The sequence below is a fragment of the Neomoorella sulfitireducens genome (genome assembly GCF_024733845.1).
Classification (GTDB): Bacteria; Bacillota; DSM-521; order Neomoorellales; family Neomoorellaceae; genus Neomoorella; species Neomoorella sulfitireducens.
Window position 1 is genome coordinate 1 of the sequence record NZ_JANRHG010000019.1, and the last position, 23,713, is coordinate 23,713.

General features: G+C 55.6%; 28 protein-coding genes and 1 riboswitch. Of the genes, 3 read left to right on the forward strand and 25 right to left on the reverse strand.

Going from position 1 to position 23,713, the window contains the following annotated elements; translation table 11 throughout:
* Window positions 1-177: 177 nt before the first annotated feature.
* The 17 genes from rnhB to NWF31_RS13720 all read right to left on the reverse strand — a co-directional run bounded on the left by rnhB (window position 178) and on the right by NWF31_RS13720 (window position 13,120).
* Complete coding sequence (gene rnhB / locus NWF31_RS13645) at window positions 178-852, reverse strand: ribonuclease HII (RefSeq protein WP_258361054.1); 675 nt, start codon at window positions 850-852, stop codon at window positions 178-180.
* An 11-nt stretch (window positions 853-863) separates the two neighbouring features.
* Window positions 864-1,532 carry a response regulator gene (locus NWF31_RS13650; RefSeq protein ID WP_258361055.1) on the reverse strand — a complete coding sequence of 223 codons (669 nt, stop codon included), beginning with the start codon at window positions 1,530-1,532 and terminating at the stop codon, window positions 864-866.
* A gap of 110 nt (window positions 1,533-1,642) precedes the next feature.
* Complete coding sequence (gene ylqF / locus NWF31_RS13655) at window positions 1,643-2,485, reverse strand: ribosome biogenesis GTPase YlqF (protein WP_258361056.1); 843 nt, start codon at window positions 2,483-2,485, stop codon at window positions 1,643-1,645.
* Between the two features lie 9 nt (window positions 2,486-2,494).
* Window positions 2,495-3,043 carry a signal peptidase I gene (gene lepB / locus NWF31_RS13660; protein WP_258361057.1) on the reverse strand — a complete coding sequence of 183 codons (549 nt, stop codon included), beginning with the start codon at window positions 3,041-3,043 and terminating at the stop codon, window positions 2,495-2,497.
* Window positions 3,044-3,109: 66 nt separating this feature from the next.
* Window positions 3,110-3,451, reverse strand: a complete 342-nt coding sequence (gene rplS, locus NWF31_RS13665; protein WP_422880289.1) for a 50S ribosomal protein L19 — start codon at window positions 3,449-3,451, stop codon at window positions 3,110-3,112.
* A 39-nt stretch (window positions 3,452-3,490) separates the two neighbouring features.
* Window positions 3,491-4,255, reverse strand: coding sequence for a tRNA (guanosine(37)-N1)-methyltransferase TrmD (gene trmD, locus NWF31_RS13670; protein ID WP_258361059.1), 765 nt, complete (start codon window positions 4,253-4,255; stop codon window positions 3,491-3,493).
* A 12-nt stretch (window positions 4,256-4,267) separates the two neighbouring features.
* Window positions 4,268-4,780, reverse strand: a complete 513-nt coding sequence (gene rimM / locus NWF31_RS13675; protein WP_258361060.1) for a ribosome maturation factor RimM — start codon at window positions 4,778-4,780, stop codon at window positions 4,268-4,270.
* Window positions 4,781-4,782: 2 nt separating this feature from the next.
* Entirely contained in the window at window positions 4,783-5,013 is a 231-nt protein-coding gene (locus NWF31_RS13680; protein WP_258361061.1) for a KH domain-containing protein, read from the reverse strand.
* An 11-nt stretch (window positions 5,014-5,024) separates the two neighbouring features.
* Entirely contained in the window at window positions 5,025-5,297 is a 273-nt protein-coding gene (gene rpsP, locus NWF31_RS13685; RefSeq protein WP_258361062.1) for a 30S ribosomal protein S16, read from the reverse strand.
* Between the two features lie 16 nt (window positions 5,298-5,313).
* Entirely contained in the window at window positions 5,314-6,657 is a 1,344-nt protein-coding gene (gene ffh / locus NWF31_RS13690) for a signal recognition particle protein (protein WP_258361095.1), read from the reverse strand.
* 60 nt (window positions 6,658-6,717) lie between these two features.
* Complete coding sequence (ylxM, locus tag NWF31_RS13695) at window positions 6,718-7,086, reverse strand: YlxM family DNA-binding protein (RefSeq protein WP_258361063.1); 369 nt, start codon at window positions 7,084-7,086, stop codon at window positions 6,718-6,720.
* A 42-nt stretch (window positions 7,087-7,128) separates the two neighbouring features.
* Window positions 7,129-7,272, reverse strand: a complete 144-nt coding sequence (locus tag NWF31_RS15035; protein WP_422880290.1) for a 4Fe-4S binding protein — start codon at window positions 7,270-7,272, stop codon at window positions 7,129-7,131.
* Window positions 7,273-7,359: 87 nt separating this feature from the next.
* Window positions 7,360-7,503, forward strand: a riboswitch (cyclic di-AMP (ydaO/yuaA leader).
* A gap of 5 nt (window positions 7,504-7,508) precedes the next feature.
* On the reverse strand, window positions 7,509-8,792 hold the full coding sequence (locus tag NWF31_RS13700) for an amidohydrolase (protein ID WP_258361064.1): 1,284 nt from the start codon (window positions 8,790-8,792) through the stop codon (window positions 7,509-7,511).
* A 2-nt stretch (window positions 8,793-8,794) separates the two neighbouring features.
* Window positions 8,795-9,730: a signal recognition particle-docking protein FtsY gene (gene ftsY / locus NWF31_RS13705; RefSeq protein ID WP_258361065.1), complete on the reverse strand. Its 936-nt coding sequence runs from the start codon at window positions 9,728-9,730 to the stop codon at window positions 8,795-8,797.
* Between the two features lie 150 nt (window positions 9,731-9,880).
* On the reverse strand, window positions 9,881-11,869 hold the full coding sequence (locus NWF31_RS13710) for a DUF6449 domain-containing protein (protein ID WP_258361066.1): 1,989 nt from the start codon (window positions 11,867-11,869) through the stop codon (window positions 9,881-9,883).
* Window positions 11,844-12,743, reverse strand: a complete 900-nt coding sequence (locus NWF31_RS13715) for an ABC transporter ATP-binding protein (protein WP_258361067.1) — start codon at window positions 12,741-12,743, stop codon at window positions 11,844-11,846. The genes NWF31_RS13710 and NWF31_RS13715 overlap by 26 nt, the downstream gene beginning before the upstream one ends.
* Entirely contained in the window at window positions 12,740-13,120 is a 381-nt protein-coding gene (locus NWF31_RS13720) for a GntR family transcriptional regulator (RefSeq protein WP_258361068.1), read from the reverse strand. The genes NWF31_RS13715 and NWF31_RS13720 overlap by 4 nt, the downstream gene beginning before the upstream one ends.
* Window positions 13,121-13,362: 242 nt before the next feature.
* Between NWF31_RS13720 and NWF31_RS13725 the strand changes: the two genes are divergently transcribed.
* Genes NWF31_RS13725 through NWF31_RS13735 form a run of 3 tightly spaced genes read left to right on the forward strand, consistent with a single transcriptional unit; the run spans window position 13,363 to window position 16,165 of the window.
* Window positions 13,363-14,625 carry a stalk domain-containing protein gene (locus NWF31_RS13725; RefSeq protein WP_258361069.1) on the forward strand — a complete coding sequence of 421 codons (1,263 nt, stop codon included), beginning with the start codon at window positions 13,363-13,365 and terminating at the stop codon, window positions 14,623-14,625.
* A gap of 43 nt (window positions 14,626-14,668) precedes the next feature.
* Entirely contained in the window at window positions 14,669-15,301 is a 633-nt protein-coding gene (locus tag NWF31_RS13730) for a copper amine oxidase N-terminal domain-containing protein (protein WP_422880291.1), read from the forward strand.
* A gap of 15 nt (window positions 15,302-15,316) precedes the next feature.
* Entirely contained in the window at window positions 15,317-16,165 is an 849-nt protein-coding gene (locus NWF31_RS13735; RefSeq protein ID WP_258361071.1) for a copper amine oxidase N-terminal domain-containing protein, read from the forward strand.
* Here the strand turns inward: NWF31_RS13735 and NWF31_RS13740 are convergent.
* The 8 genes from NWF31_RS13740 to fabF form a co-directional block, all read right to left on the reverse strand.
* Window positions 16,144-16,368, reverse strand: coding sequence for a hypothetical protein (locus tag NWF31_RS13740; RefSeq protein ID WP_258361072.1), 225 nt, complete (start codon window positions 16,366-16,368; stop codon window positions 16,144-16,146). The two genes, NWF31_RS13735 and NWF31_RS13740, sit on opposite strands and share 22 nt — an antisense overlap.
* 262 nt (window positions 16,369-16,630) lie before the next feature.
* Complete coding sequence (locus NWF31_RS13745) at window positions 16,631-16,753, reverse strand: hypothetical protein (RefSeq protein WP_258361073.1); 123 nt, start codon at window positions 16,751-16,753, stop codon at window positions 16,631-16,633.
* A 138-nt stretch (window positions 16,754-16,891) separates the two neighbouring features.
* Window positions 16,892-17,317, reverse strand: coding sequence for a type II toxin-antitoxin system VapC family toxin (locus NWF31_RS13750; RefSeq protein WP_258361074.1), 426 nt, complete (start codon window positions 17,315-17,317; stop codon window positions 16,892-16,894).
* Window positions 17,314-17,535, reverse strand: a complete 222-nt coding sequence (locus tag NWF31_RS13755) for a hypothetical protein (protein ID WP_258361075.1) — start codon at window positions 17,533-17,535, stop codon at window positions 17,314-17,316. The genes NWF31_RS13750 and NWF31_RS13755 overlap by 4 nt, the downstream gene beginning before the upstream one ends.
* Before the next feature lie 182 nt (window positions 17,536-17,717).
* Window positions 17,718-21,281, reverse strand: a complete 3,564-nt coding sequence (smc, locus tag NWF31_RS13760; RefSeq protein ID WP_258361076.1) for a chromosome segregation protein SMC — start codon at window positions 21,279-21,281, stop codon at window positions 17,718-17,720.
* A 57-nt stretch (window positions 21,282-21,338) separates the two neighbouring features.
* The gene (locus NWF31_RS13765; RefSeq protein ID WP_054937431.1) at window positions 21,339-21,599 is read right to left on the reverse strand and encodes a stage V sporulation protein S; all 261 of its coding nucleotides are present in this window, start codon (window positions 21,597-21,599) and stop codon (window positions 21,339-21,341) included.
* 105 nt (window positions 21,600-21,704) lie between these two features.
* Window positions 21,705-22,406, reverse strand: coding sequence for a ribonuclease III (rnc, locus tag NWF31_RS13770; protein ID WP_258361077.1), 702 nt, complete (start codon window positions 22,404-22,406; stop codon window positions 21,705-21,707).
* Window positions 22,407-22,473: 67 nt separating this feature from the next.
* Window positions 22,474-23,709: a beta-ketoacyl-ACP synthase II gene (gene fabF, locus NWF31_RS13775; RefSeq protein ID WP_258361078.1), complete on the reverse strand. Its 1,236-nt coding sequence runs from the start codon at window positions 23,707-23,709 to the stop codon at window positions 22,474-22,476.
* Window positions 23,710-23,713 lie beyond the last annotated feature (4 nt).

Here is a 23,713-nt window from a genome sequence, read left to right on the forward strand (position 1 = left end):
GGCCGCCTTGTCTCCTATCTCTTTTTCCCTGGGGCGGAGGAGCCAGTTTGCTGCCAGGGCGGCAATGGCCGTAGCTGCCCCACCGGCAAGGAAAACAGCTATTATCCCATACTGCTGTAACAACCTTGGTACCTCCTTTCCATATTTGTTTGCTACCCTTTGGCAATACTTATATCTCTATTCGCCATTTTTAAGTGAATCCCTGCTTGGGCCAGGCAGGAGGGGGGTAAAACTCAAGCGGTGCAATGAGCTGGGACCCAGGCGGGCCAGGGCACGCCGGTGGCCGGGCGTTGGGTAGCCTTTGTTTTCGGCCAGGCCGTAGCCCGGAAAGACAGCATCGTAGGCTTCCATCAAATCATCCCGGGCTACCTTGGCCAGGATCGAGGCAGCCGCAATGGAGGCGCTTAACGCATCGCCACCTACCAGAGGAGTCTGGGGGACAGGGAACCCCGGTAATTTAAAACCGTCCACTAAAACATGGTCAGGCTTAACAGGTAAAGCCGTAAGAGCCCGCCACATGGCCCACCGGGAAGCCACCATGATATTCAGGCAGTCAATCTCTTTGACCGAAGCCCAGCCAACGGCCCAGGCCAGGCTTTTTTCTTTAATTATCACCGCCAGTTGCCGGCGCCTGGCTGGCGATACTCTCTTAGAATCATTAAGGCCGGCAATAAACAAACCCGGCGGCAAGATAACGGCAGCGGCAGTGACCGGCCCTGCCAGGGGACCCCGGCCGGCTTCATCGACGCCGGCAATATACACGGCACCCAGCCGCTGCAGGCGTCGCTCCCAGGCATAAAGGGCCGCTACCCGCTCCTGCTCTTCCAGATTTACTCCCTGCACTTCGGCCACCTTTTTACCACCTATATTAGATTACCATCACTTAACCCGCGTTTCAAGGCATAAAGGGCCGCCTGGGTGCGATCACTGACGCCAATTTTATGAAAGATATTCGTCAAATGGTTTTTTACCGTTTTTTCACTAATATACAACTCCCGGGCGATCTCACGGTTTGATTTTCCCCGGCTGACTTGAGCTAAAATTTCCCGTTCCCTGGGCGTTAACGGCAGCATATCCACCGGCAAGTTGGTTGGCAAATCCCTCTTCTGGATATATTCAACTATCTTAGGGGCAATACCGGGGTGAATTACCTGGTATCCCCGGGCCACCTGGAATATAGCCTTAACTAATTCATCGGCCCCGATATCCTTTAGAACATAACCGGAAACCCCGCTCTTGAGCAGTTCAATGATATATTCCTCATCGTCATGAATGGTCAGGGCCAGGATGCCGGTTTGGGGCAGTTCGCGACGGATCACCCTGGTAGCTTCAATGCCGTTTAAACCCGGCATGTTAATATCAATTAAAATTACGTCCGGGCGATGGAGCCGGGCCATGGCAATGGCTTCCTGGCCGTTCCCGGCCTCCGCGACCACCTGGATCCCCGGTTCCAGTTCCAGAATTTTACGAATGCCTTCCCGCACCAGCGGGTGGTCATCGGCAATCATAAGGGTAATCTTACCGGCCGGCATAACTATTACCTCCCCTGCTACCGGGTTTAACACATTACCTCTATTGTAAAGTATCGGAAGAAAAATACTATACTTCTGCCCTTTCTTCCCTTTACTTCGTACCGGAACTATCACGGCACCGGAGAGGTTAAAAATTTATCAGGTAATTCCAGGGTGTAGCGGCCTAAATGTCCTTCCCGGAATTCGTTAATCAGGGCCAGGGCAGTTTTTTCCCGGTCAATTATACCGCCGGGCAGGAGAAAACCGCGCCGGCGCCCAATGGCTGTGAGTAAATCGGATCCTCCAGTCTCCTCCCCGGTGATACCATATCTTGCCCGCAGGATTTCCGGGGATCTAGCAAGTAAAAATTGTAACACCAGTTCGGCGATGTCGGTTACAGGAAGGATGCCCTCAGGAGCGCAACCGATGGCCCCGAGCCACAGGGCCGTCCCGGCTTCGTGCCAGTGGGGCCAGAGAACGCCGGGAGTATCAAGCAGTTCCATCTCGCCCTCCATGCGAAGCCACTGGGGCCCCCGGGTAATCCCGGGCCGATCGCCGGTCCGGGCCCCGCTTCTTCCTGCCAGGCGATTCAATAACGAAGATTTGCCAACATTGGGAATCCCCAGGACCATAATCCTTAATGGCCGTGCCCGCAATCCCTTTAGGACAAGTTTTTCCTTTTTTTTCTTGGCTGTATCTGCCAGTTCCCGGCGTAGAAGCCGCATCCCCTCCCCCGTCCGGGCATTGACGGCCACCGCAGGAGTTCCCCCTGCCTGGAAGGCTTCCAGCCACCGGGCTGTAGCCTCGGGATCGGCCAGGTCGGGCCTGGTTAAAACCAGAAGCCGCGACCTACCGCCCAGGATCGTGCCGAGATCGGGATAACGGCTGGACGCAGGCAGCCGGGCATCGGCTACCTCCAGGACAATATCGACAACTTTTAAAAACTGGCGCAAGGTTTTTAATCCCGCCGGCATTACAGCCACCTACTTGAGAAACCCGATACGATTTATAGGCCAGTAAACCAGGAAAGCCTTGCCGATAATCAACTTCCCGTCCAGGGTCCCCCATACCCGGCTGTCGGCGCTGTTATTGCGGTTATCTCCCATCATAAAATAGCTGCCGGGCGGTACTTTAACAGGACCAAAATCACTGTAGACTACCCCCGGCGGTAAATACTCGGCCGGTGGCTGGGGCTGGCCGTTGATATACAGAACATTGTCCCGTGCCTCAACAGTATCCCCACCTACGGCCACCACCCGTTTAATTAAATCGCGGCCTGGATCAAAGGGGTAACGAAAAACGACAATATCCCCACGCCGGGGTTCTCCCAGGCGGTAGGCCAGGCGGTTTACAATAATACGATCCCCGGGGTAAAGGGTTGGCTCCATGGAAGGTGAGGGAATATAAAAGGGGGTAAAAAGAAAACTCCGGATAATCAGGGCTAAAACGGCGGCGATTACCAGGGACTGGAGTATTTCTTTCCACCAGGGCGAAGCCTTACTTTCCACGGTCGCCTTATTGCAGTCTTCCAAAAATTAACGCCCCCCATTAGTCAAACACGGGACTGATTGGATCACCAGTCCCGTCGTTCGACTATGTTACCTCTCTTCTTTAATCCGGGCAGCTTTGCCGGCACGCCCGCGCAGGTAATAGAGCTTTGCCCTCCTGACCCGGCCGCGCCTTACCACTTCTATACGTTCAATACGCGGCGAATGAAGGGGAAAAATCCTCTCTACCGCCACGCCGTACGATACCCTGCGGACGGTAAAGGTTTCATTTATACCCCGCCCGCGGCGGCCGATAACCGTACCTTCAAAAACCTGGATGCGCTCCCGGTTGCCCTCAACGACCTTGATATGGACACGAACGGTATCCCCGGGTCTAAACTCGGGTATATCTGAACGCATTTGTTCCTTTTCCAGGGTTTCTAGAATATTCACCATAACCCCTCCTTTCCCTGCCGGTAACACCAGCGTTTATTATAGCACAGTTTTCCGGTCTTCACTACGGGCACTGCGGATAATTTCTTCCAGGAGGTGCCGGTCCTCCGCGCTCAAGTCTACTCTTGCCAGTAAATCCGGCCGTCGCCGCCAGGTCCGTTCTAATGCCTGCCGGCGCCGCCATTGCCTTATCCTTTCATGGTTGCCGGACAGTAATACTTCCGGCACTTCCATCCCGCGGAAGGAACGGGGCCTGGTATACTGGGGATACTCCAGCAGCCCCATGGCAAAGGAATCCTCCCTGGCCCCTGCCGGGTCTCCCAGCACTCCCGGTAACAGGCGGGTAACGGCATCAATAACTACCATGGCCGGCAGCTCGCCGCCGGTCAAGACATAGTCGCCAATTGATATTTCCCGGTTCGCCAGGAACTGCCTGACCCGTTCATCAACGCCTTCATAATGGCCGCAAATGAGAACAAGGCGTTCTTCCCCGGCCAGTTCGGCAGCCAGGTCCTGGTTAAAGACTTCGCCCTGGGGTGATAAAAGGATGATGGGCGGCCTCACCGCGTTTTCTCCGGGCAACAGGGCTTCTACAGCCAGGAAAATGGGCTCGGCCTGCATAACCATTCCCGGCCCGCCGCCGAAGGGATAGTCGTCGACGTTGCGGTGTTTATTCCCGGCATAGTCCCTGATATCAACCAGGTTAACGGTTAGAAATCCCTGTTCCCGGGCCCGTTTGATGATACTGGTATTTAGAAAGCCGGAAAATATTTCGGGAAAAATGGTAAGGACATCAACCCGCAAGGTCCGGACCCCCTAATCCAGCAATCCCGGTGGCAGGGCAACGGTTATTTCCTTCCGGTCCAGGTCGATTTTACGTACCACTTCTTTTAAGGCCGGTATTAATATTTCCTTTTCCCCGGTGCCCAAGACCACATAGACGTCGTTGGCGCCGGTGGTCAACACCTCGGTTAAGGTTCCCAGGAATTCGCCGCCGGTAGTATATACCCGGCTACCCACCAGCTGGAAGATGTAATAATGTCCTTCCGGTAGCGGTTCAACTTCCCCCTGATCTACTTTAAGTATAGCACCACGTAATGCCCCGGCCTCTTCGCAATCATTAATTTCCGCCAGCTTCAGGATAATGTGCCGGCCTTGAGAGCGGGCTGCGGTGATAGTTACCAGCCTTGTCTCTTCTTCCTGCTGGAGAAACATCCTGGTCCCGGGGCGAAAACGTGCGGGAAAGTCCGTCCAGGGTTCTACCTTCACTTCCCCCCGGACACCGTGGGTAGACACGATTTTACCGACGCCGATCCTGTCAGGTACCATATCTACTGGATTATCTCCACAATAACTCTTTTACCCTGGTGGGCGGCGGCAGCTTTAACCAGGGTACGGATGGCCCGGGCAATACGCCCCTGCTTGCCGATAACCTTGCCCATGTCTTCCTGGGCTACCCTCAACTCCAGGATTACAGATTTTTCGCCTTCCACCTGGTTAACGCTGACCTGCTCGGGGTGATCTACGAGGGCCTGGGCCAGGGTCAATAACAGTTCCTTCATTTTAGTCCCCCCTATTTAGCTTCCCTGGCAGCAACAAACTTCTGCCAGACACCAGCTTTTTTCAACAGAGCGCGCACCGTTTCTGAAGGCTGCGCCCCGGTGTTCAGCCAGCGCAGGGCTTTTTCCTCATCAACATTGATTTCGGCCGGTTGTTTGACGGGGTTATAGAACCCGATCTCTTCAATCACCCTCCCGTCGCGGGGTGAACGGGAATCGGCTACAACCACCCGGTAAAAGGGTGCTTTTTTTGCGCCCATCCGCTTTAAACGGATCTTAGTTGCCATTTGCAGTCACCTCCTTTTAAAATGGGAACGGTAGGCGGCCCTTCTTTTTTATCTTGTTACCGCCTTCACCTAAAAAATGCATCAGCTTTTTGGCTTCTTCAAACTGGCGCAGCAGGCGATTTACATCCTGGACCCGGGTACCGCTGCCGGCGGCGATGCGCTTTTTACGACTGCCGTTGATTATGGCCGGGTTGCGGCGTTCCTCCGGGGTCATGGACTGGATAATGGCCTCGGTGTGGACCAATTCCTTGGGATCAATCTGGATGCCCTTCAATTGCTTCATTTTACCGGCCCCGGGCAACATCCCTAAAATGTCTTCCAGGGGACCCATCTTTTTCATCTGCTTCATCTGCTCCAGGAAATCTTCCAGGGTAAACTCCTGCTGGCGAATTTTTCTCTGGAGTTCTTTAGCCTTCTCGACGTCAAGGTTGGCCTGGGCCTTTTCAATGAGGCTCAAGACATCCCCCATCCCCAGGATGCGGGAAGCGAGGCGGTCCGGGTGGAAGGTCTCCAGGGCCTCGGTTTTTTCCCCCATGCCGATAAATTTTATAGGGCACCCGGTAACCGCCCGGACGGAGAGGGCGGCGCCGCCGCGGGTATCGCCGTCCAGTTTGGTGAGGATTACCCCCGTCAGGCCAAGCTGCTGGTGGAAGTTAGAAGCCACCTGCACGGCATCCTGGCCGGTCATGGCATCTACCACCAGGAGAATTTCCTGGGGGTTGACCGCTTCTTTTATGGCCGCCAGCTCGGCCATCATTGTCTCGTTAATATGCAGCCTGCCGGCGGTATCCAGGATGACGGGGTTGTTGCCGTATTTGCGGGCGTGCTCTACCGAGGCGCGGGCGATATCGACGGGATTGATTCCTTCACCCATGCTGAATACTGGTACCTTTAACTGTTCACCAAGGACCTGGAGCTGTTTGATGGCCGCCGGGCGGTAGACGTCGGCAGCCACCAGCAGGGGCCGTCGCCCCTGGTTTTGTACCAGGCGGGCCAGCTTGGCAGCCGTAGTTGTCTTGCCGGCGCCCTGTAGGCCCACTAGCATGATGACCGTCGGGGGCTGGCCGGCCCAGTTGATTTTGCTCTCACTGCCGCCCATGAGGGCCGTCAGCTCTTCATGGACGATCTTAACTACCTGCTGGCCGGGGGTAATGCTGGCCATTACTTCCTGGCCGACAGCCCGCTCCTTGACCCGGTTGATAAAATCTTTGACGACCTTGAAGTTGACGTCGGCTTCCAGTAAAGCCAGGCGGATCTCCCGCATGGCGGCCGTGACGTCGGCCTCGGTGAGCTTGCCTTTACCGCGCAGTTTTTTAAAGGTTTCCTGGAGCTTGTCGGCCAGGGAAGCAAAAACGGCCACCTGTTTCACCTCACCCTGCTAACCTTTAATACGGGCAATATGTAGAAATGGTTTCCCGGGTTAGTTTTTCCCCGCACTGCCCTCAGGCAGTTCCAGTAGCCGCTCAAGGATCTGGTAAGCTTCGGCCAGTTCCCCTTCCCCGCCGCCGCGGCGGTAGTTTTCCAGGTGCCTGACGGCTGCGGCCAGCCGTTCCCGTAAGGTGAGTTCCCGCTGCAGGTAACCCAGGCGGGCTTCATAATCCTCCAGGGCCTTAATCGCCCTGTGCAGGCCGTCGTAGACGGCCTGGCGGCTGATCCCTTCCTCCTCCGCGATCTCGCCCAGGGAGAGATCGTGGTGATAGTGAAGTTCCAGCAGTTGCCGCTGCTTGGGGGTAAGAAGGGGACCGTAAAAATCGTACAGGCGGGCCACCCGGGCCAGCTGGTCAAGCATTAGTACCACCGTAGAAAATTATAGGGTACTTTATGGATGCTGTCAAGGGCACGACTTTGACAGGGTATGAGAACGCAATAAAACTTCCCCTGCTGATCCATAGCAGGCCTTATATATCATCCTCATCCTTATTGCAAACCGCGGGCACACTTCGGTGCAGTAGCCGCAGAGGAGGCATCCTGGCAAAAATTATCTGTCCCGGTCCCAGAGTTTTATGTTAACAAATATGAGCTATCATGTTAAAATAAATATGCCATCAATTCCATCCTTTCTTCCACCAGATCGCCGAATTTCCTCGGTGGAAAACGGGGGAACCGTTTTCTGGGGTTAATCCCGGCACTCGAATCTAAGTGCCGGGTAGGGCCATCCTGGGTCCGCACCCGGCAGCTAACCCCGTAGGCGTGGAAGGAGGTGGAATTTTTTTACCTACCAGCCCGTTTCATTACCTGGGCGTAAATCTCATCGACGTCCAGGTTTTTTACTTCCCCACCGGCCATGAGAATTTTCCCGTTGACGATCACCGTATCGACATCGCTTCCGTTAGCAGCATAGACCAGGTTGGCTTCTACATTATGGGGCGGCATTAAGTGGGGCCGGTATTTGTTTAACAGGATAAGATCCGCCTTTTTACCGGCCTCCAGGGTACCGATCTCCTTTTCCAGGCCCAGGGCCCGGGCGCCGTTGAGGGTGGCCATCACCAGGGCCTGGCGGGCGGGGACGGCCGTGGGATCTCCAGAAATACCTTTGGCCAGCAGGGCACAGGTCCGCATCTCGGCCACCATGTCCAGGTTGTTGTTGCTGGCAGCGCCGTCGGTGCCGATGGCCACGTTGACTCCGGCGGCCAGCATCGCCGCCACCGGGGCCACCCCGCTCGCCAGCTTCAGGTTGCTCTCCGGACAGTGGGCCACGCCGACCTTTTTTTCTGCCAGGATAGAAATATCTGCGGCGGTCAGGTGAACGCAGTGGGCGGCCAGGACCGGCAGGTCGAACAGGCCCAGTTCGTTGACCAGGGCTACCGGCGTAGCCCCGTAACGTTCCTGGATTTCGGCTACCTCGCCCTTCGTTTCCGCCAGGTGGATATGCAGGCCCACCCCCAACCCGGCCGCCGTCCCGGCTACTTTAGTCAGGTATTCCGGGGGGCAGGTATAGGGGGCATGGGGTCCCAGCATGGTGGTAATACGGCCTTCACCGGCCCCCTGCCACTCCTTGACCAGGCTGACGCCGGTCGCCAGCCGCCCGCCGTCACCGTCCTGGAAGCCAATGAGCCCCTGGCTGAGGCAGGCCCGCAGGCCGGCCTCGACGACGGCCTCGGCCACGGCGTCCATCTGGAAGTACATATCGGCAAAGGTGGTGGTACCGGAGCGGATCATCTCCAGCAGGGCCAGCCTGGTGCCCCAGTAAATATCTTCCCGGGTAAGCCTGTCCTCCCGCGGCCAGATTTTTTCCTCCAGCCACTGCTTCAAAGGGAGATCGTCGGCGTAGCTCCGCAGCAGGGTCATGGCCACGTGGGTGTGGGCGTTGACCAGGCCCGGCAGGGCCACCTTATCGCCGGCCGCGATAATGGTATCCGCCTGCCAGCCGGCCGGCAGCCCCTCTGCCGGGCCGACGTAGTAGAGGCTGTCGCCGTCGATGGCGATGACACCTTCCTCAATTACCGGTCCGCTGATCGGGACGATAGTGCAGTCTTTGATCAAAATCTTGCCCACCGTTATTCCTCCTTTACCCCGGCCAGGCCGCTGAACAGGGCGGCGGCAAACTCCCGGGGTTGAAATTCTTTCAGGTCGTCCAGGCCTTCGCCCAGGCCTACCAGCTTAACGGGGATACCCATTTCCGCGGCTATGGCCAGGACCACGCCGCCCCTGGCCGTACCGTCGAGCTTGGTCAGGACGATGCCGGTTACCCCCACCGCCTCGCTGAATAGTTTGGCCTGGGACAGGGCGTTCTGGCCGGTGGTGGCGTCGAGAACCAGGAGCACCTCGTGGGGTGCCCCGGGCATTTCCCTTTCAATTACCCGGCGGATCTTCTTCAACTCGTCCATCAGGTTAACTTTGGTCTGCAGGCGACCGGCCGTATCCACCAGGACCACGTCGGCGCGGCGGTTACGGGCCGCCTGTAAAGCGTCGTAAACTACCGCCCCCGGATCGGCACCGGCCTGGTGGCGGATGAGTTCGGCCCCGGCCCGCCCGGCCCAGACGTCCAGTTGCTCGCCGGCTGCAGCCCGGAAGGTGTCGGCTGCCGCCAGGATGACCTTTTTCCCCTCCTGTTGGAAACGATAAGCCAGCTTGCCGATGGTGGTCGTCTTGCCGGCGCCGTTGACCCCCACCACCAGATATACCGCCGGCGGTGCGGGCGACCAGCCCAGGCGCGGTACTTCCTCCCCGAGAATCCCGGTGACTTCTTGCCGGAGCAGTTCTCCCACTGCAGCCGGCTCCGTTATCCGCCTTTTCTTTACCTCCTGCCGTACCCGCTCCACCAGTTCCATGCTGGTCCTGGCCCCGACATCGGCGGTTACCAAAATTTCCTCCAGCTCGTCAAAGAAATCGTCATCCAGGCGGCTACTGCCGGCCAGTAAATCCCCCACCCGCCGGGTAAAATTATCCCGGGTTTTACTCAAACCCTCTTTTAATTTGCTGAAGAGACTCAAGCATTAATCCTCCCTGTGCTAAAATCAAAGGACCCCATCCCTAATTTAACAGAGACAGGGCCTTTTGTCCAAGGTTTATTGCCGGCTCCCCGCTTCCCCGGGCCTGGAGCCTCTTGTTGTTACCCATTCGGAAAAACTGCTTGAGTGATACTAGTCCAGCCGTATCATGTATTCCTTTAGTGCCGCCGAAACAGGCCAGTCGGGGTTGATAAAGCTGTTGAACTGGAAAGGACCCGCAGTTGTCCTGCCATAGAAAATAACCTCAATGACTCTTGTCTTTACAGTGAAATCAGCTGACCCATTGATATTGAGAAGTTCCTCGATTACCCGGCGGTCCCTGATTTCAACCCGGCGGGATGCCGTAACGTCCTTCGCGTTCCCCGGGGTTAACGGGTTTTCCAGGACGGCATATTCCACTTCCTCCGGCAACAATACGATATCCTCGTAATACCCCTTTTCCTTTAACCAGTTAATAACCGACCTGTAGCTATCGGGGAGGGTATAATGGTCGCTTCTTCCATAAGCGTCCACAATGGTGATGTGTACATAATCCTTCTTCCCGGCGGTCAGTTCTTCAAAGGTGGCATCCAGGACATCCTGTTTCAACCTGACCGTAAACTCCCCGATCTCCATCCTGTCGGTCAGGATGACCGCTCTTTTGGGAACCCGGTAATCATCAATTTCGATCATTTTAATCGCGGCCGGGTCCTGGGTCACCACCGGGAACCTGGCCTGCTTATACTCCGGGGATTCATAGATGGGTTTGAGGAAGGAAGCGTATTGTTTTTCATCGATATAATACCGGCGGGCTAAATAACCGCCGTCCGCCAGGGTATAGATGATATAGCGGGTTAACCCTGTTTTAGCACCCGGGTTCGCCACCAATTCACGGTGCAGGCGGGTAATATGCTCGATGTTGTCCCTGTCTTCAAAGAACACCTCTCCTTCGTACCTGGGTCCAGGTTCTTGTATGTCTTTCAGTTTCTCCATGTGGGTCCAGGCATAAATACTCGTACCAAAGTACACTTTCTGCACCTTTTCCGGTTCGGGAACGCGGCGGACATAACCGGTGGCGTCGGTGGCAATCCCGAGCAACAAAAGCGCAATTACCGCCGCAAAACCCAGATAACCCCTGTACGACACCCAGATTTTTAAAGATTTCTGGAGCAGGGCTTCAGCCGTAAAGTAGCCTAAAAAGGAACCCAGTACGTAACCCCACACAATAACCGGGAAAGCGCCCCTGTACACACCGGCGAAATATGCTCCCGCCAAGAGCATCCCGCAGGCAGTAACCCCGTACTTGAAAACCGGCCGTAGAACCGGAAAGGCGATGACGTCGCCGGCAGCTTCCGCCTGCCTTAACCTGTAAATAAAGAAGGCGGCAGCAAAGATCGCGGCGGCTGCCAGGATATACGCGGCGACGGTCCCGGCGGTAAAAATTTCCTTCCCGGTACCGGAAGCAAACATCATCAGGGGAAAGTTGTACCGCAGTTCGCCGGGGTAGTTGACGGCGGTGTAGCCGTAAAGCAAATTGCTCAAGTTTTCCACGAGGAGAACATGCAGCCCGTTGGGTAAGACCTGCAGGATATAGGTAAAGGCCAGATGAGCTACGGTATTGCCGGTGAACATGCCGACAAAAACGGTAAGGGCAAATACCAGGGTGTCAAACAGGGCCGTCATACCCATCCACCGGAGAATATGCAACAGGGAATAATACCCCTTTAAAGGGGTAGTCATATTAAGTACTGCCAGCACAAGCCCGGTAATGGCGACGGGCAGGAACAGCAGCACCAGCCCCGCGACGCTGTGGCTGCAGAATAGGGTTAAGCGGTTGCAGGGCAGGCTGTGCATCACCGCCACCGCCCGGCTGTTGTGCAGGTACTGGAAAAGCAGCACCCCCAGGATGACGGGCACGGTGCAGATGAGGACGGCCTGTATGCCGCTCTGGCCCGAGAAAATGTCCAGGGATCTCTTAAGCATTTCCCCGGCCCAACTTTCTTCGGCGGGGAGTTCCTGGAGCATGTGGTGAAAGGGAAGGATTAAAAACAGGAAGAGGCCGTACAGGGCACTGACCCACCAGAAACGTTTAAGATCGCTGACCAGCAGGCCTTTGCTAAATAAGGACGCTTTGAATGTCATAACCGCTCCCCCCCAGCTCATAGATGAAGATTTCCTCCAGGGTCAGCGGGAGGACATCCAGGATGACCGGGCCGGCCTGCCGGGCCTCGGCCAGGAGCTGTTCTTTATCTCCCTTGACCACCTGCAGGAGGACGCTCCCGTTTTGTTCCCGGTGCAGGACCGTTCCGGATCGGAAAATTTCCCGGGGTGCTTCGCCGGTAAAAGCCATCTGGAATTTGTAAATATCGCTCTTTAAATCATCCAGCCTTTTTTCCAGGAGGATGGAACCGTTATGCAGGATGCCTACATGGTCACAGACGTCCTCCAGTTCCCGCAAGTTATGGGAGGATACCAGAACCGTAGTTTCCCGTTCGGCAACGTCCTGCAGCACCAGGTTCCAGACCTTCTTGCGCATTACCGGGTCCAGGCCGTCCACCGGCTCATCAAGGATCATCACCCCGGGCATGGCAGAGATGCCCAGCCAGAAGGCCACCTGTTTCTGCATGCCCCGGGATAGACGGGTGATCCGGCGCCGCGGGTCGATGGCGAACACCCGTTTTAAAAGCTCAAATCTTTTCCAGCTCCAGGCCGGGTAAAAGGTGGCGTAGAACCCGGCTGCTTCTTCGATGCTGTACTGGGAAAAGAAATACAGGTCATCGGGTATGTAAGCCAGGAACGACTTGACGGCCGGGTTCTCATAAACCGGCTGGCCGGCAATGGCAACGGTCCCCTCATCCTGGCGATAGACACCAACCAGATGTTTAATGAGGGTGGTTTTGCCGGCGCCGTTGGGGCCCAGCAAGCCGTAAACGGATCCTTTGGCGACATCAATACTGACACTGGCGAGGGCTTTATATTTACCGAAACTTTTGCTGAGATTTCTGACTTCAATCACTCATTCAGGCCTCCCTTTTTATAGATGGCGCGAATGGTTTCCAGCAACTGTTCCACCGGTTCGTTCAGATACATTAACTCGGCCACGTTGCGTTCCAGTTCCCGCATCAGCTCTTCCCGCCGCGGGTGCGGTTCTGTACTGTCCCGGTTGGCAACAAAGCTGCCTTTAGCCCGGATGGAGTAGATGAATCCTTCCGCCTCCAGGTCTTTGTACGCCCTCTGGATGGTATTGGGGTTGACGGTCAACATCTGGGCCAGTTCGCGCACTGAAGGTATCCGCTCATCCGGTTGCAGTACGCCGGTAATAATCAGCTTTTTGACCTGCTCTTTAATCTGCTCGTGCAGGGGGCGACGATCCTTGAAATCAAGCTGAAACATAGGCACCTCCTCTTCTGTATTATATTAATTAATACAGTTAATACAATGCTATAATATACCACTTACGGCAGGTTGTCAATAATCTCCTGCCAATCAGTTAAACCGATAGTTGCCTCCGGAGGGGTAAAAGTTCGGGAGGACACTGGTAAGACAGGGAGGAATTGCCTGGTTGAATGCGAAAACATTATATGATTCCTGTTGTTTCGATAGTATTCGCGCTTACCATTCTTAGGAGGTTTAAAATGAAACGGTTGCTCTTGCTCGCTCTCATTTTTATGGTTATACTGGCCGGCGGTTTCGCCCTGCCGGCCTTCGCTCAAGAACAGCAGGAAATTCCGGTCTTCGTTGACGGGCTGCCGGTTACCTTTGATGTCCAGCCGGTTATCCGGGAAGGCCACGTCCTGGTCCCTTTCCGCGCCACCGGGGAAGCATTGAACGTGGAGGTGACCTGGGACAGCACCACCCGGACGGTAAGCGCCAGCGATGGCAAAAACTCCGTCCGGCTCCAGATCGGCAGCACGACCGCCTACCGCAACGGCAGCCCCATACCCCTGGATGTCGCCCCGCAAATCCTTAACGGCAGGACGCTGATACCGCTGCGGTTCTTCAGCGAAGCCTTCGGCTGCCGGGTGGATTGGGATGGCGCCCTCAAAGTGGTCAGGATTACTTCCCCGCCAGCGGCGATGACGGTTATCGGTTTCTATGCCCTGGGCGACGGTAGGACCAGCAGCTGGACCAACCTCTTTGGCAGGCCCTACCCAGAACACGAGGCAGGAAACACGGATATTGTGGACGAACTGGCCCTGGGCTGGTACAGCCTGGACAAAGAAGGCAACCTTCTTACCAGGAGCAGGACCGGCTGGCAGCGGCCGGACGGCTGGGAAAAGGTGCTGGAAGCGGCCGGGGAATACAACCTGAAAACAGGGATGGTAATCCACGTGACCGACGGCGACGGCACCCTTTCTTCCCTGCTGGCTACTGAGGCGGCCATGGCCAGGGCGGTTAACGACATAATGGCAGAAGCGGTATTGTACCAGGGCGTTAACCTGGACTTTGAGGGTTTGGGTTATCAAGATACAGGCGATGAATTGCAGGCGGTGCGGGACAGCTTCACCAGGTTCGTGACGCTCCTGGCGGAGCGGGTAAAGGCTGCCGGCCTTGACTTAACCCTTACCCTCCACGCTCCCAACAGCGCCTATAAGGGATACGATTATAAGGCCCTGGGAGAGATTGCCGACCGGGTTATCATTATGGCTTACGACTACGGCTCCACCCCGGAGCCGCTAAACCTGGTCAGGGAGGCGGTGGAGATGGCCCGGGCTTCTGTCCCGCCGGAAAAGCTGGTACTCGGTATTTCTGCTCCCGCCGAAACCCCGGCAAGTATTTTAACCAAAGTCGGTATCGCCAGGCGATACGGCCTTGACGGCATCGCCATCTGGCGCTTGGGGCTGGTGCCCGGTGAGATGTGGGATGCCCTGCGGTCTGCCGTAATCCCGGGGAGATGAATTATATCTCAAGGAGGTATTTCCAGTGGGAAAAAGGTGGTTAATATTTACAGGTACCGTTGTGTTAACTATAGCCCTGGCTGCAGGAGCTTTCGGTGCTAACCCGATTAAGCTAATTGTTAACGGTCAGGAAATCAAACCAGATGTCCCCCCGCATTTGATTGGTGGCAGAACAATGGTCCCTATACGCTGGGTAGCTGAAGCTTTGGGGGCTGATGTCCAGTGGGATTATAAGAACCAGCAAGTCACGGTAAACCAGCCTCCTGATGTATGGCAAGGTAAGTTGGGACTTACAGCTCAGCAATGGATTTTCATTCGTAACCGGGTTACACGGTTCTTGATGGCCTTTGACGAACGCAATCATGCGGAAGGCCAGCAGCTGGTAAGCGACAATTTTGACTCTAATTTGGTCGGCCCTGAAGTTGTTGTCCCCATCGGCGGTTTCTACCCGGCTATTATAGATTACAAGTTTATTGACGCCAAAGAGGAAACAGATGGTACGGTGCGGGTACGGGTCGAGGTCTATGAAAATGGTACCAGCGGGTTGACAGTTCAAAACTGGGACTTCCTCATAAATACGCAATCTCACCTTATTGAAGGCTTATTTGTAGGTGAAAGACAATCACTCAATTCCCATACGGTATTTCAAGGCTTGACTATCCATAACAACCAATAATTGGGGGGGCTGCAAATGAAAAAATGGATAATATTTGCCAGTACTGCTGTTTTGCTGGCTGCTTTTACGGCCATGGTTTTTGCCGCCGACCCTATAAGACTCATCCTTAACGGCAAGGAAATGCACCTCGATGTCCCGCCACAGATTATTAACGGTAGAACAATGGTACCCGTAAGATGGATTGCAGAGATGTTAGGGGCCACGGTTTATTGGAATGAGAAAGAAAAGGTTGTTGGAATTGAGTTTTCTCTACCGCCCGAACTTCAAGAAAAATGGCAGTACCCGCTTCCGGGAAGCGGTGAACTGACTCTGGGCTATCTGGGGCGAGAAACAAAGTTTATCCTTCCTGCAGTCATTACTCTTAACGACTATCTTGCCGAGAAACAAAAAGCCTCTCTTTACCCGGCCAAAGATAATGCCCCGCAGCCGGTACTGGTGCGTTACGAGCTTTTAAGTGCAGGTCGAACCGACGGCGGCATGTGGTATAGCGAAAGGACCGCATACAAAATCGTAGCCCGCCTCTATTATAGCGAACCACAAGCTAAAGATGGTCATCCACCCCATGTTATCAGGTTGTACGAACAGGAACTTCCTGGAGGCGGAATTGCTGGTAGCAATGAAGAACTGAATTTTAATCGTCACTGGTATGAAGATACGGAGTTCATTGTCAGACCAGCGGGTGAAGTAGTTGTCGATAGGGACGAAGGGGCTGGACGCATCACCTGGGTGCAGGGTCTAGAGGGATGGTACGTGGACGAAAAAGCCACACAGGTACTACGAAAATTAGAACTTAAGGAGATGCCTATTTTGTTTGATTACCAGTTACCCCCGGACGGTTACGACTATACCTTAATAAAAAAATAGCTGCCTACACAACCGGCCCTGGCCATGGGTAAGGTTGCCTTCCATCTCCTGGTCACTCTCTTCCTCTGGTTGGCCGCCTGGATGCTGCGCCACTGGGTAGAGGTATAAAAGAAGCCAGGGCCTGAAGCAACTTTGCTAAAAGACCCGGCGGCTAACCAATCGCGCACTACCAACAGGGAAAAAATGGTGCCATCGCCGTACATTACGTGGACGACCATCCCGGCTTTTATTTTTTTGGGAAAAGTGACTTTTGCCGGTTTGTCGATATTTTTTTCGGCATTAACCGGAACGAAATAATTGATTTGTGCGTCTATAGAAATATTGCAGCGGGTTCTGTCTTTGGCCGCATAGATTCATTTAGAAATCCAGGTGTGGCCGGTTGAAGATCGGTAATCCTTACCTGGTCTCCAACCGGCCACATTCTATATGGTCCAGAAAAGTTTTACGTACGCCAGGGGTTTAATTCTAAATATCCCGCCGGTTAAAGCTATAGACGGCCAGGGCCAGCAGGACGACGATATAGACCAGGGTATAGAGGAGCATCCAGTTGCTGGGGGTGGAGTGGCAGCCAAAAGGACCCAGGGTCATCTGAGGATTAATGAAGATGGGAACGTCCTGGACGCCACCCTCCCTTGCAACCCCTGCTATAACTATAACACCGCCGGGGAAAGTTCTGTGACAGGGAATCAGTTGCCAATGTAAGAGGCCAGGTTTCTTGTTGGGATATTAATATTCGTTACTAACGATCTGGCGCAGGCCGAACTTTTCAAAGGTAAAGTGGGTGTCAAAGGCCAGGGCTTCTTCTATGCCCAGGCTCTCCATTATTGCAAAACTGGTACAGTCGGTAAAGGAAAAATCCTGGTCTTTAAATTCCCGGAAGATTTCTAACGCCCTGGATAAAAAATCAGGGGCCACAAAGACTACCCTTGCCGCTTTTTCACTCAGTAGTTCTTCGGCAAGGGTGGCTGCCACCTGGTGGTTCTTCAACCTGATGCGGGTCAGGGTTATCGCTTCGTCAATAACGTAATCAGAAGTATAGCACACAACTTTGCCGGCTAGATTTTGGAAGAAACGTACAGCGTCCCGGTGATGGGTATCCTTTTTATTTTTCAGGGCATACCAGGCCCCTGTATCAATAAAAACCTTCTTCATCGATACAATACCTCATCATGGTGGACTGATTCCGCGGGACCGGTGACTGCCCCCCGGGCCATTTCCAGGGCACCCCTTGCCTGGGCCAGCGACAATTCTTCTTGTTTTTCTTCAATCAAGTGGCGAACAACTGCGGAGATACTCATCTTTTTTAAACGTGCTTGTTCTAGAAGAAAGCGATGCTGTTCTTCCTGCAATAGTATCTGGGTACGTATCATAATTACACCTCCAAAGGATAATTACACACTTACATTATATGGTACCGTAATAATAAATGCAAGTTTATCATCTGGAGACTTCCTTACCGTTGATGAACCCGATTGCTAAAATATAATAAAATCCCGGGGATACCCCCGGGGGATGGCGTTTCCGCACCGTAAATGTATGAGCTCCAATATTTTTACGCCGGCAGTTGCTCCAGCTTTACCGAAACCAGGCGGGAGACGCCCTGTTCCGTCATGGTCACACCGTAGAGGACATCGGCTGCGGCCATGGTGCCCTGGCGGTGGGTGATAACGATAATTTGCGTCCGTTCCGCGAACTGGCGCAGCATCCGGGCAAAACGCTCCACATTCGCTTCATCCAGGGCTGTGTCCACCTCGTCAAAGATACAAAAAGCGCCGGGTTTGACCTTGAGCAGGGCGAAGATGAAGGCCACGGCTGTCAGGGCCTTTTCTCCACCCGAGAGGAGGGTTAGATGCTGGGGTTTTTTACCCGGCGGCCGGGCAATAATTTCCAGGCCGGCGGCCAGGATATCCTGGCCGTCCGTCAGTTCCAGGCGGGCTTCACCGCCGTCAAAAAGTTCATGGAAGATGGCAACAAAATGCTCCTGAACCGCTGTAAAAGTGGCTTTTAGCTGCCGGGCCATCAACCGCTCCATCTCGTTAATTACCTGGAGGAGGGCCGCCCGGCCTTCCTCCAGGTCCTGTTTCTGGCCCTCCAGTTCGTCAACGCGGCCCTTTAAACGTTCATATGCCGCAACAGCACCCGGATTAACCTCCCCAAAGCTTGACAGCCGTTCTTTTACGCGTTCCCGTACGGCTACTGCTTTTTTTTGTAGCCGGGGGCGGGGTTTTGCCAGTTCTACCTCCCATTGCGGCCCGTAGCGTTCCTCCAGCTCGGCAAGGCCGTTGGCCAGGGTTGTTTCCAAAAGGGCCAAATTGATCTCTTCCTGCTGCCGGCGGGCAAGGATTTTTTCTTTCTGGGCCTGTATCCTTTCCAGTTCCCGGTCCAGCTCTTCCTGCCTGCCGGCCCGGGCAGCGTTCTCTTCTTCCAGGCGCGCCAACACTGACGTGGCCTGCCGGCAGGCCTCCTGGAGCCGGTCTTCTTCGCCGATAAGTTTTTCCAGGTTAGCCTTGCATTCACTTTCCAGGGCAGCTGCAGGCGCCCTGCGGGCAGCCAGTTCTTCCTGTTGTCGCTGCCATTTTTCCTGCCGCCGGGCCAGTTCCCTTTCCCGGAGGCTTAATTGTTGTCCGGCATTGATTATAGCCTGGAGCCGGGCTTCATTGACTGCCAGGTCCTGCCGGCAGGAAGCAATCTGCTGCCGGCAAACCGCCTCTCGCTCCTGGAGGGCGGTCAACTGGAGGTTTAACCGGCCTTCCAGGTCTGCCAGCCGGTCCAGGAGTTCTTGTTTTTCCGCCCGTTCTTTGTCAAGGTCCAGGGAACCGCCGGTGCTTTGCGCCAGCTCTTCCTCAAGGGTGGCTATCTTTTCCTCCAGGCGGGCCAGGTCTTCCCGGCGCTCACTCAAGCGTTGCAGCAAATTATGGAGCCGTCCCCGGCAGGTAACAAGCCCTTCTGACACCCCATGGTACTCCTGCCGGTCTGCGGCCAGTATTTCCTGCAGCTGTTCCTGCTGTTTCCGGGCCTCCTTTATTTTAGTTGCCAGTCCGGCCAGCTCGGCCTCACCCTGCCGGATGGCCAGGCTCCGCTGGAGATAACCGCCCTTTTGCCCGGCAGTCCCCCCTGTTACCGGCCCCCGGGGCTGGATCACTTCCCCTTCCAGGGTAACCAGGCGCACGGGCGGCCTGAGGCGCTCGCCCAGGGACACGGCGCGACGGATGCCGTCCACAATCAGGACCTGTCCCAGGAGGTAGTCCACCGCCGGCCTCACTTCCGCCTCGCACCGGACGAGTTCGGCCGCAATCCCCAGGACCCCGGGCTCTTTTAAAACCCAGCCGGCCCAGGCCGGCCACCGGCGCGGCTCCAGCCATGCCAGGGGCAAGATGGTTACCCGTCCCCGGCCCCGGGCTTTGAGGAACTGGATCACGGCTTCCGCTTCGGCCGCCGTCCGTACCAGGACCTGCTGGGCCGCCCCGCCCAGGGCTACTTCTACGGCCCGGGTGAGCTCGGCCGGAACCGCCAGCTTTTCTACCACTACCCCCAGGACGCCGGCACAGGCAGCTTCTCCCCTTTTCCCGGCCTGGAGGATGAATTTCACGCCTTCCGCGAAACCTTCATAGTCGGCCTGGGATTGACGTAAAACCTTTAATTGTACCGCCAGGGCACGCTGGCGTTCTTTCCAGCTGGCCAGTTCCTTTTCACAGGCGGTAAGTTCTCCTTCCTTCAACTGCATTTCTATTTCCAGGGCGGTCTTTCTATCTTCCAGCCTTTTTAGCTCTTCTTCCAAATGCTGCAGTTGTTCCTGTCCGGCCTTCAGTTGTTCCAGTAACTTTTCCCTTTCCTGCTGCCATTCCTGGAGCTGGCGCCGCTTGTGCTCTAACAGCCGTTCTATGGCCGCCCCCTTTTCCTCCAGCCGCACCAGTTCATTACGACATCCGGAACGTTCATGGGCAACTTGAAATAGCTGGCTCCTTACTTTCTCCACCTCTGCGGCCAGCTCCCGGGCTTCCGCCTGGAGTTTTTCCTGCTCTTCCCGCCCCTTTATTATCTCCTGCTCCAACCGGGCCTGTTCCCGGTTGTTTTCTTCCCTTTCCCGGTCTAGCGCGGCCAGGGCAGCCGCTAAATTAACTTTTTCCTCTTCCAGCTGGAGCTGCCGGCTGGCATCCTCCTCCTGCTGCCGGGCCAGTTCGGCCAGCTTTTCCCGGATCAGGTTTATTTCCCCCCGGGTACTGACCAGCCGCTCCCTTAAACTTTGCAGTTCTCGCTGGCAATTTTGCCCCTCGGCCAGGGACTTCTGGTGCTGCTCCTCCAATTCCCTGGCCCTTAGCCGGACCTGTTCTTCCGAAGCCTTCATCTCCTCCACGCCGGCGGCCAGGGAATGTAAACGCTCCCGGCTGCGCTGCCGGCGGCGTCTCGTTTCTTCAATTTCACTAGCTTTGAGGATGAGTTCCACAAGTTGCAAAAACCGGCTTAATTTCTGGTAACGCCTTGCCCGGTACGCTTCGGCCGCCGCCGGTTCCAGCTGCTCTTTAAGCTCGGCGATTAAATCATTAAGGCGTAATAAGTCCTGTTCGACGCTTTCCAGGCGCTGCTCCGCTTCTTTTTTCCGCCAGCGATAGCGGGCAATGCCGGCCACTTCCTCGAGTACCGCCCGCCGTTCCTCCGGCCGGGCTGAAAGAACCTCTTCCAGGCGGCCCTGGCCGACAATGGCCAGGCCCCCCCGGCCGGAACCGGTATCGAGGAATAGCTCCTGGATATCCCGCAGCCGGCAGGGAACCTTGTTAATGTAATATTCGCCCTCACCGGAACGAAAAAAACGCCGGGTAACGGCTATTTCCCGGTAGGCCAGGGGCAAACTGCCGTCGCTGTTATCGAGGTGTAAAGTTACTTCCGCCATGCCCACCGGACGCCGTTGTTCACTTCCGGCAAAAATCACGTCGTCCATGCGCGCCCCACGTAAAGCCCGGGCGCTCTGTTCCCCAAGGACCCAGAGGATGGCATCGGCGATGTTGCTCTTGCCGCTGCCGTTGGGGCCGACGATGGCCGTCAAACCCGGGCCGATTTCCAGTTTAACCCGGTCGACAAAGGTTTTGAAACCCTGGATCTCAACAAACTTAAGATACATTTCTCCCTCCAGAATGAAATAAAGAAAACTGCTCGGAGAGCAGTTTGCCGCCACCCTTTAGCGGGGCTCGACAATAAATTTAATTGCGGTTCTTTCTTCACCATTGATGTTAATTTCTGCAAAAGCCGGGATCATTACCAGGTCGATGCCATTGGGGGCAATAAAGCCCCGGGCAATGGCTATGGCCTTCACGGCCTGGTTTACTGCCCCTGCCCCCACGGCCTGGACTTCGGCCTTACCGTACTGGCGGAAGACGGCTGCCAGGGCTCCAGCTACGGCTTTGGGATTGGACTGGGCCGAAACTTTTAGGACCTCCATTGCTTCCTCCTCCCCATTTTTACCGCCCTTTGAACCCATAACTTATTCGACACAGAAACGCCAATTCCTTCCTGATAGAATGAACAGAAAAAATTAAATTGCGGATTAACCCTGGATCTTTATTAAAGCCAGGGCAGCCCGGGCGGCTTCCTGTTCGGCCTCTTTCTTGCTGTGGCCTTCGCCGGTAGCCAGGAGGCGGTTCTGGAAAAATACGCCGGCTTTATAGTGCCTGGCGTGATCCGGTCCCCATTCTGCCAGTATTTTATAAGTAACGTTTTCCGGACCCCTCTGCTGGATTAATTCCTGCAGGGCCGATTTGCTGTCAATAACGCTGGTGTCTTTAAGTACCTCCAGGGCCGGGGTAAAAACCTGCAGGATAAAATCCCAGGCCGTTTTCAGCCCCCCGACCAGGTAGAGGCTCCCGATTACTGCCTCCAGGGCATCGGCCAGGTTGGATGAGCGGCTACGTCCCCCGCTGTTTTCTTCTCCCAGCCCCAAGAGAAGCAATTCCCCCAGGTTGATCTGCCGGGCGACTTTAGCCAGGCTCGCCTCGCAGACGATGGCCGCCCGCATGCGGGTCAGGTCCCCTTCCGGCAGATCGGGAAATTCTTGATAAAGATAGGTTGTAATCACCAGTCCCAAGACGGCATCGCCCAGGAACTCCAGCCGCTGGTTGTCGCGTGGTAGCTGGTGTTCATAGGCGTAGGTAGGATGGATCAGGGCCGTATTTAGTTCTTCCAAACCTTCAATACCTAGATGAAAACGGTACAAAAACTGCTGCAACTGCTCCCGTCTTTTGTTGTCCAACGTCTTAACCTGCCTTTTAACTGCAAGTCCCGGGTATAATGTGTCGGCAGTTTACCGGTATCCCCGGCTATATTTTACGCAGCACCACGGTGACGTTATGTCCACCGAAGCCAAAGGAGTTGGAGAGGGCCGCCCTTACCTGCGCCTGCCGGGCCGCGTTGGGTACGTAATCCAGGTCGCAGTCGGGGTCCGGCTCTTCGTAATTAATGGTCGGTGGGATTACGCCGGTATGCACTGCCAGGGCCGTGGCCACCAGTTCAATGGCACCGGCAGCCCCCAGGAGATGCCCGGTCATTGACTTGGTTGAACTAATGGCCACCCGGTAGGCATGGTCGCCAAAAATCTTTTTGATGGCCAGGGTTTCCTGGCGGTCGTTGAGCTCGGTAGAAGTACCGTGGGCATTGATATAGTCAATATCTTCCGGCTGTAAACCTGCATCCCGGAGGGCCAGGGCCATGGCGTGGCTTGCCGCTGCCCCGTCGGGGGATGGGGCTGTAATATGATAAGCGTCGGCCGTGCAGCCATAGCCGGCTACTTCCGCGTAGATGCGGGCGCCCCGGGCTGTGGCATGTTCCAGGGTTTCCAGGACCATTACCCCCGCGCCCTCACCCAGGACAAAACCGTCCCGGCCCCGGTCGAAGGGACGGCTGGCCTTTTCCGGCTCCTCATTGCGAGTCGACAGGGCCTTCATGGCCGCAAAGCCGGCCACCGTCAGGGGAGTCACACTGGCCTCGCTGCCGCCTGTGATAATCACATCGGCGTCGCCCCGCTGCAGGATGCGGAAGGCCTCGCCGATGGCATTGCCCCCGGAAGCGCAGGCATTGACTACCGTAAAGTTTACCCCGCGGGCACCTAAATTAATAGAGATTTGCCCGGCGGCCATATTGGCGATCATCATGGGGACAAAAAAGGGACTGACCCTGCCGGGACCTTTTTCCATCAGGACCCGGGTTTGTTCTTCAAAGGTTTCCATACCACCGATACCCGTGGCAAAGATAACCCCTACCCGGTCCCGGTCTTCTTTTTCCAGGTCGAGGCCGGCGTCTTCGACCGCCATCCGCGCCGCCGCTACCGCATACTGGGTAAAACGATCCATGCGGCGGGCCTCTTTGCGATCAAAGAAATCTCCCGGTTCAAAATCCCTTACTTCACCGGCAAACCTGACGGCCATTTCCCCGGCATCAAAGCGGGTGATGGGCCCGATGCCCGACTGCCCCGCCACCAGGGCCTGCCAGAATTTTTCTTTCCCGGTACCCACGGGGGAAATGGCTCCCAGGCCGGTTATGACGACACGTTTCTGCAAAGCT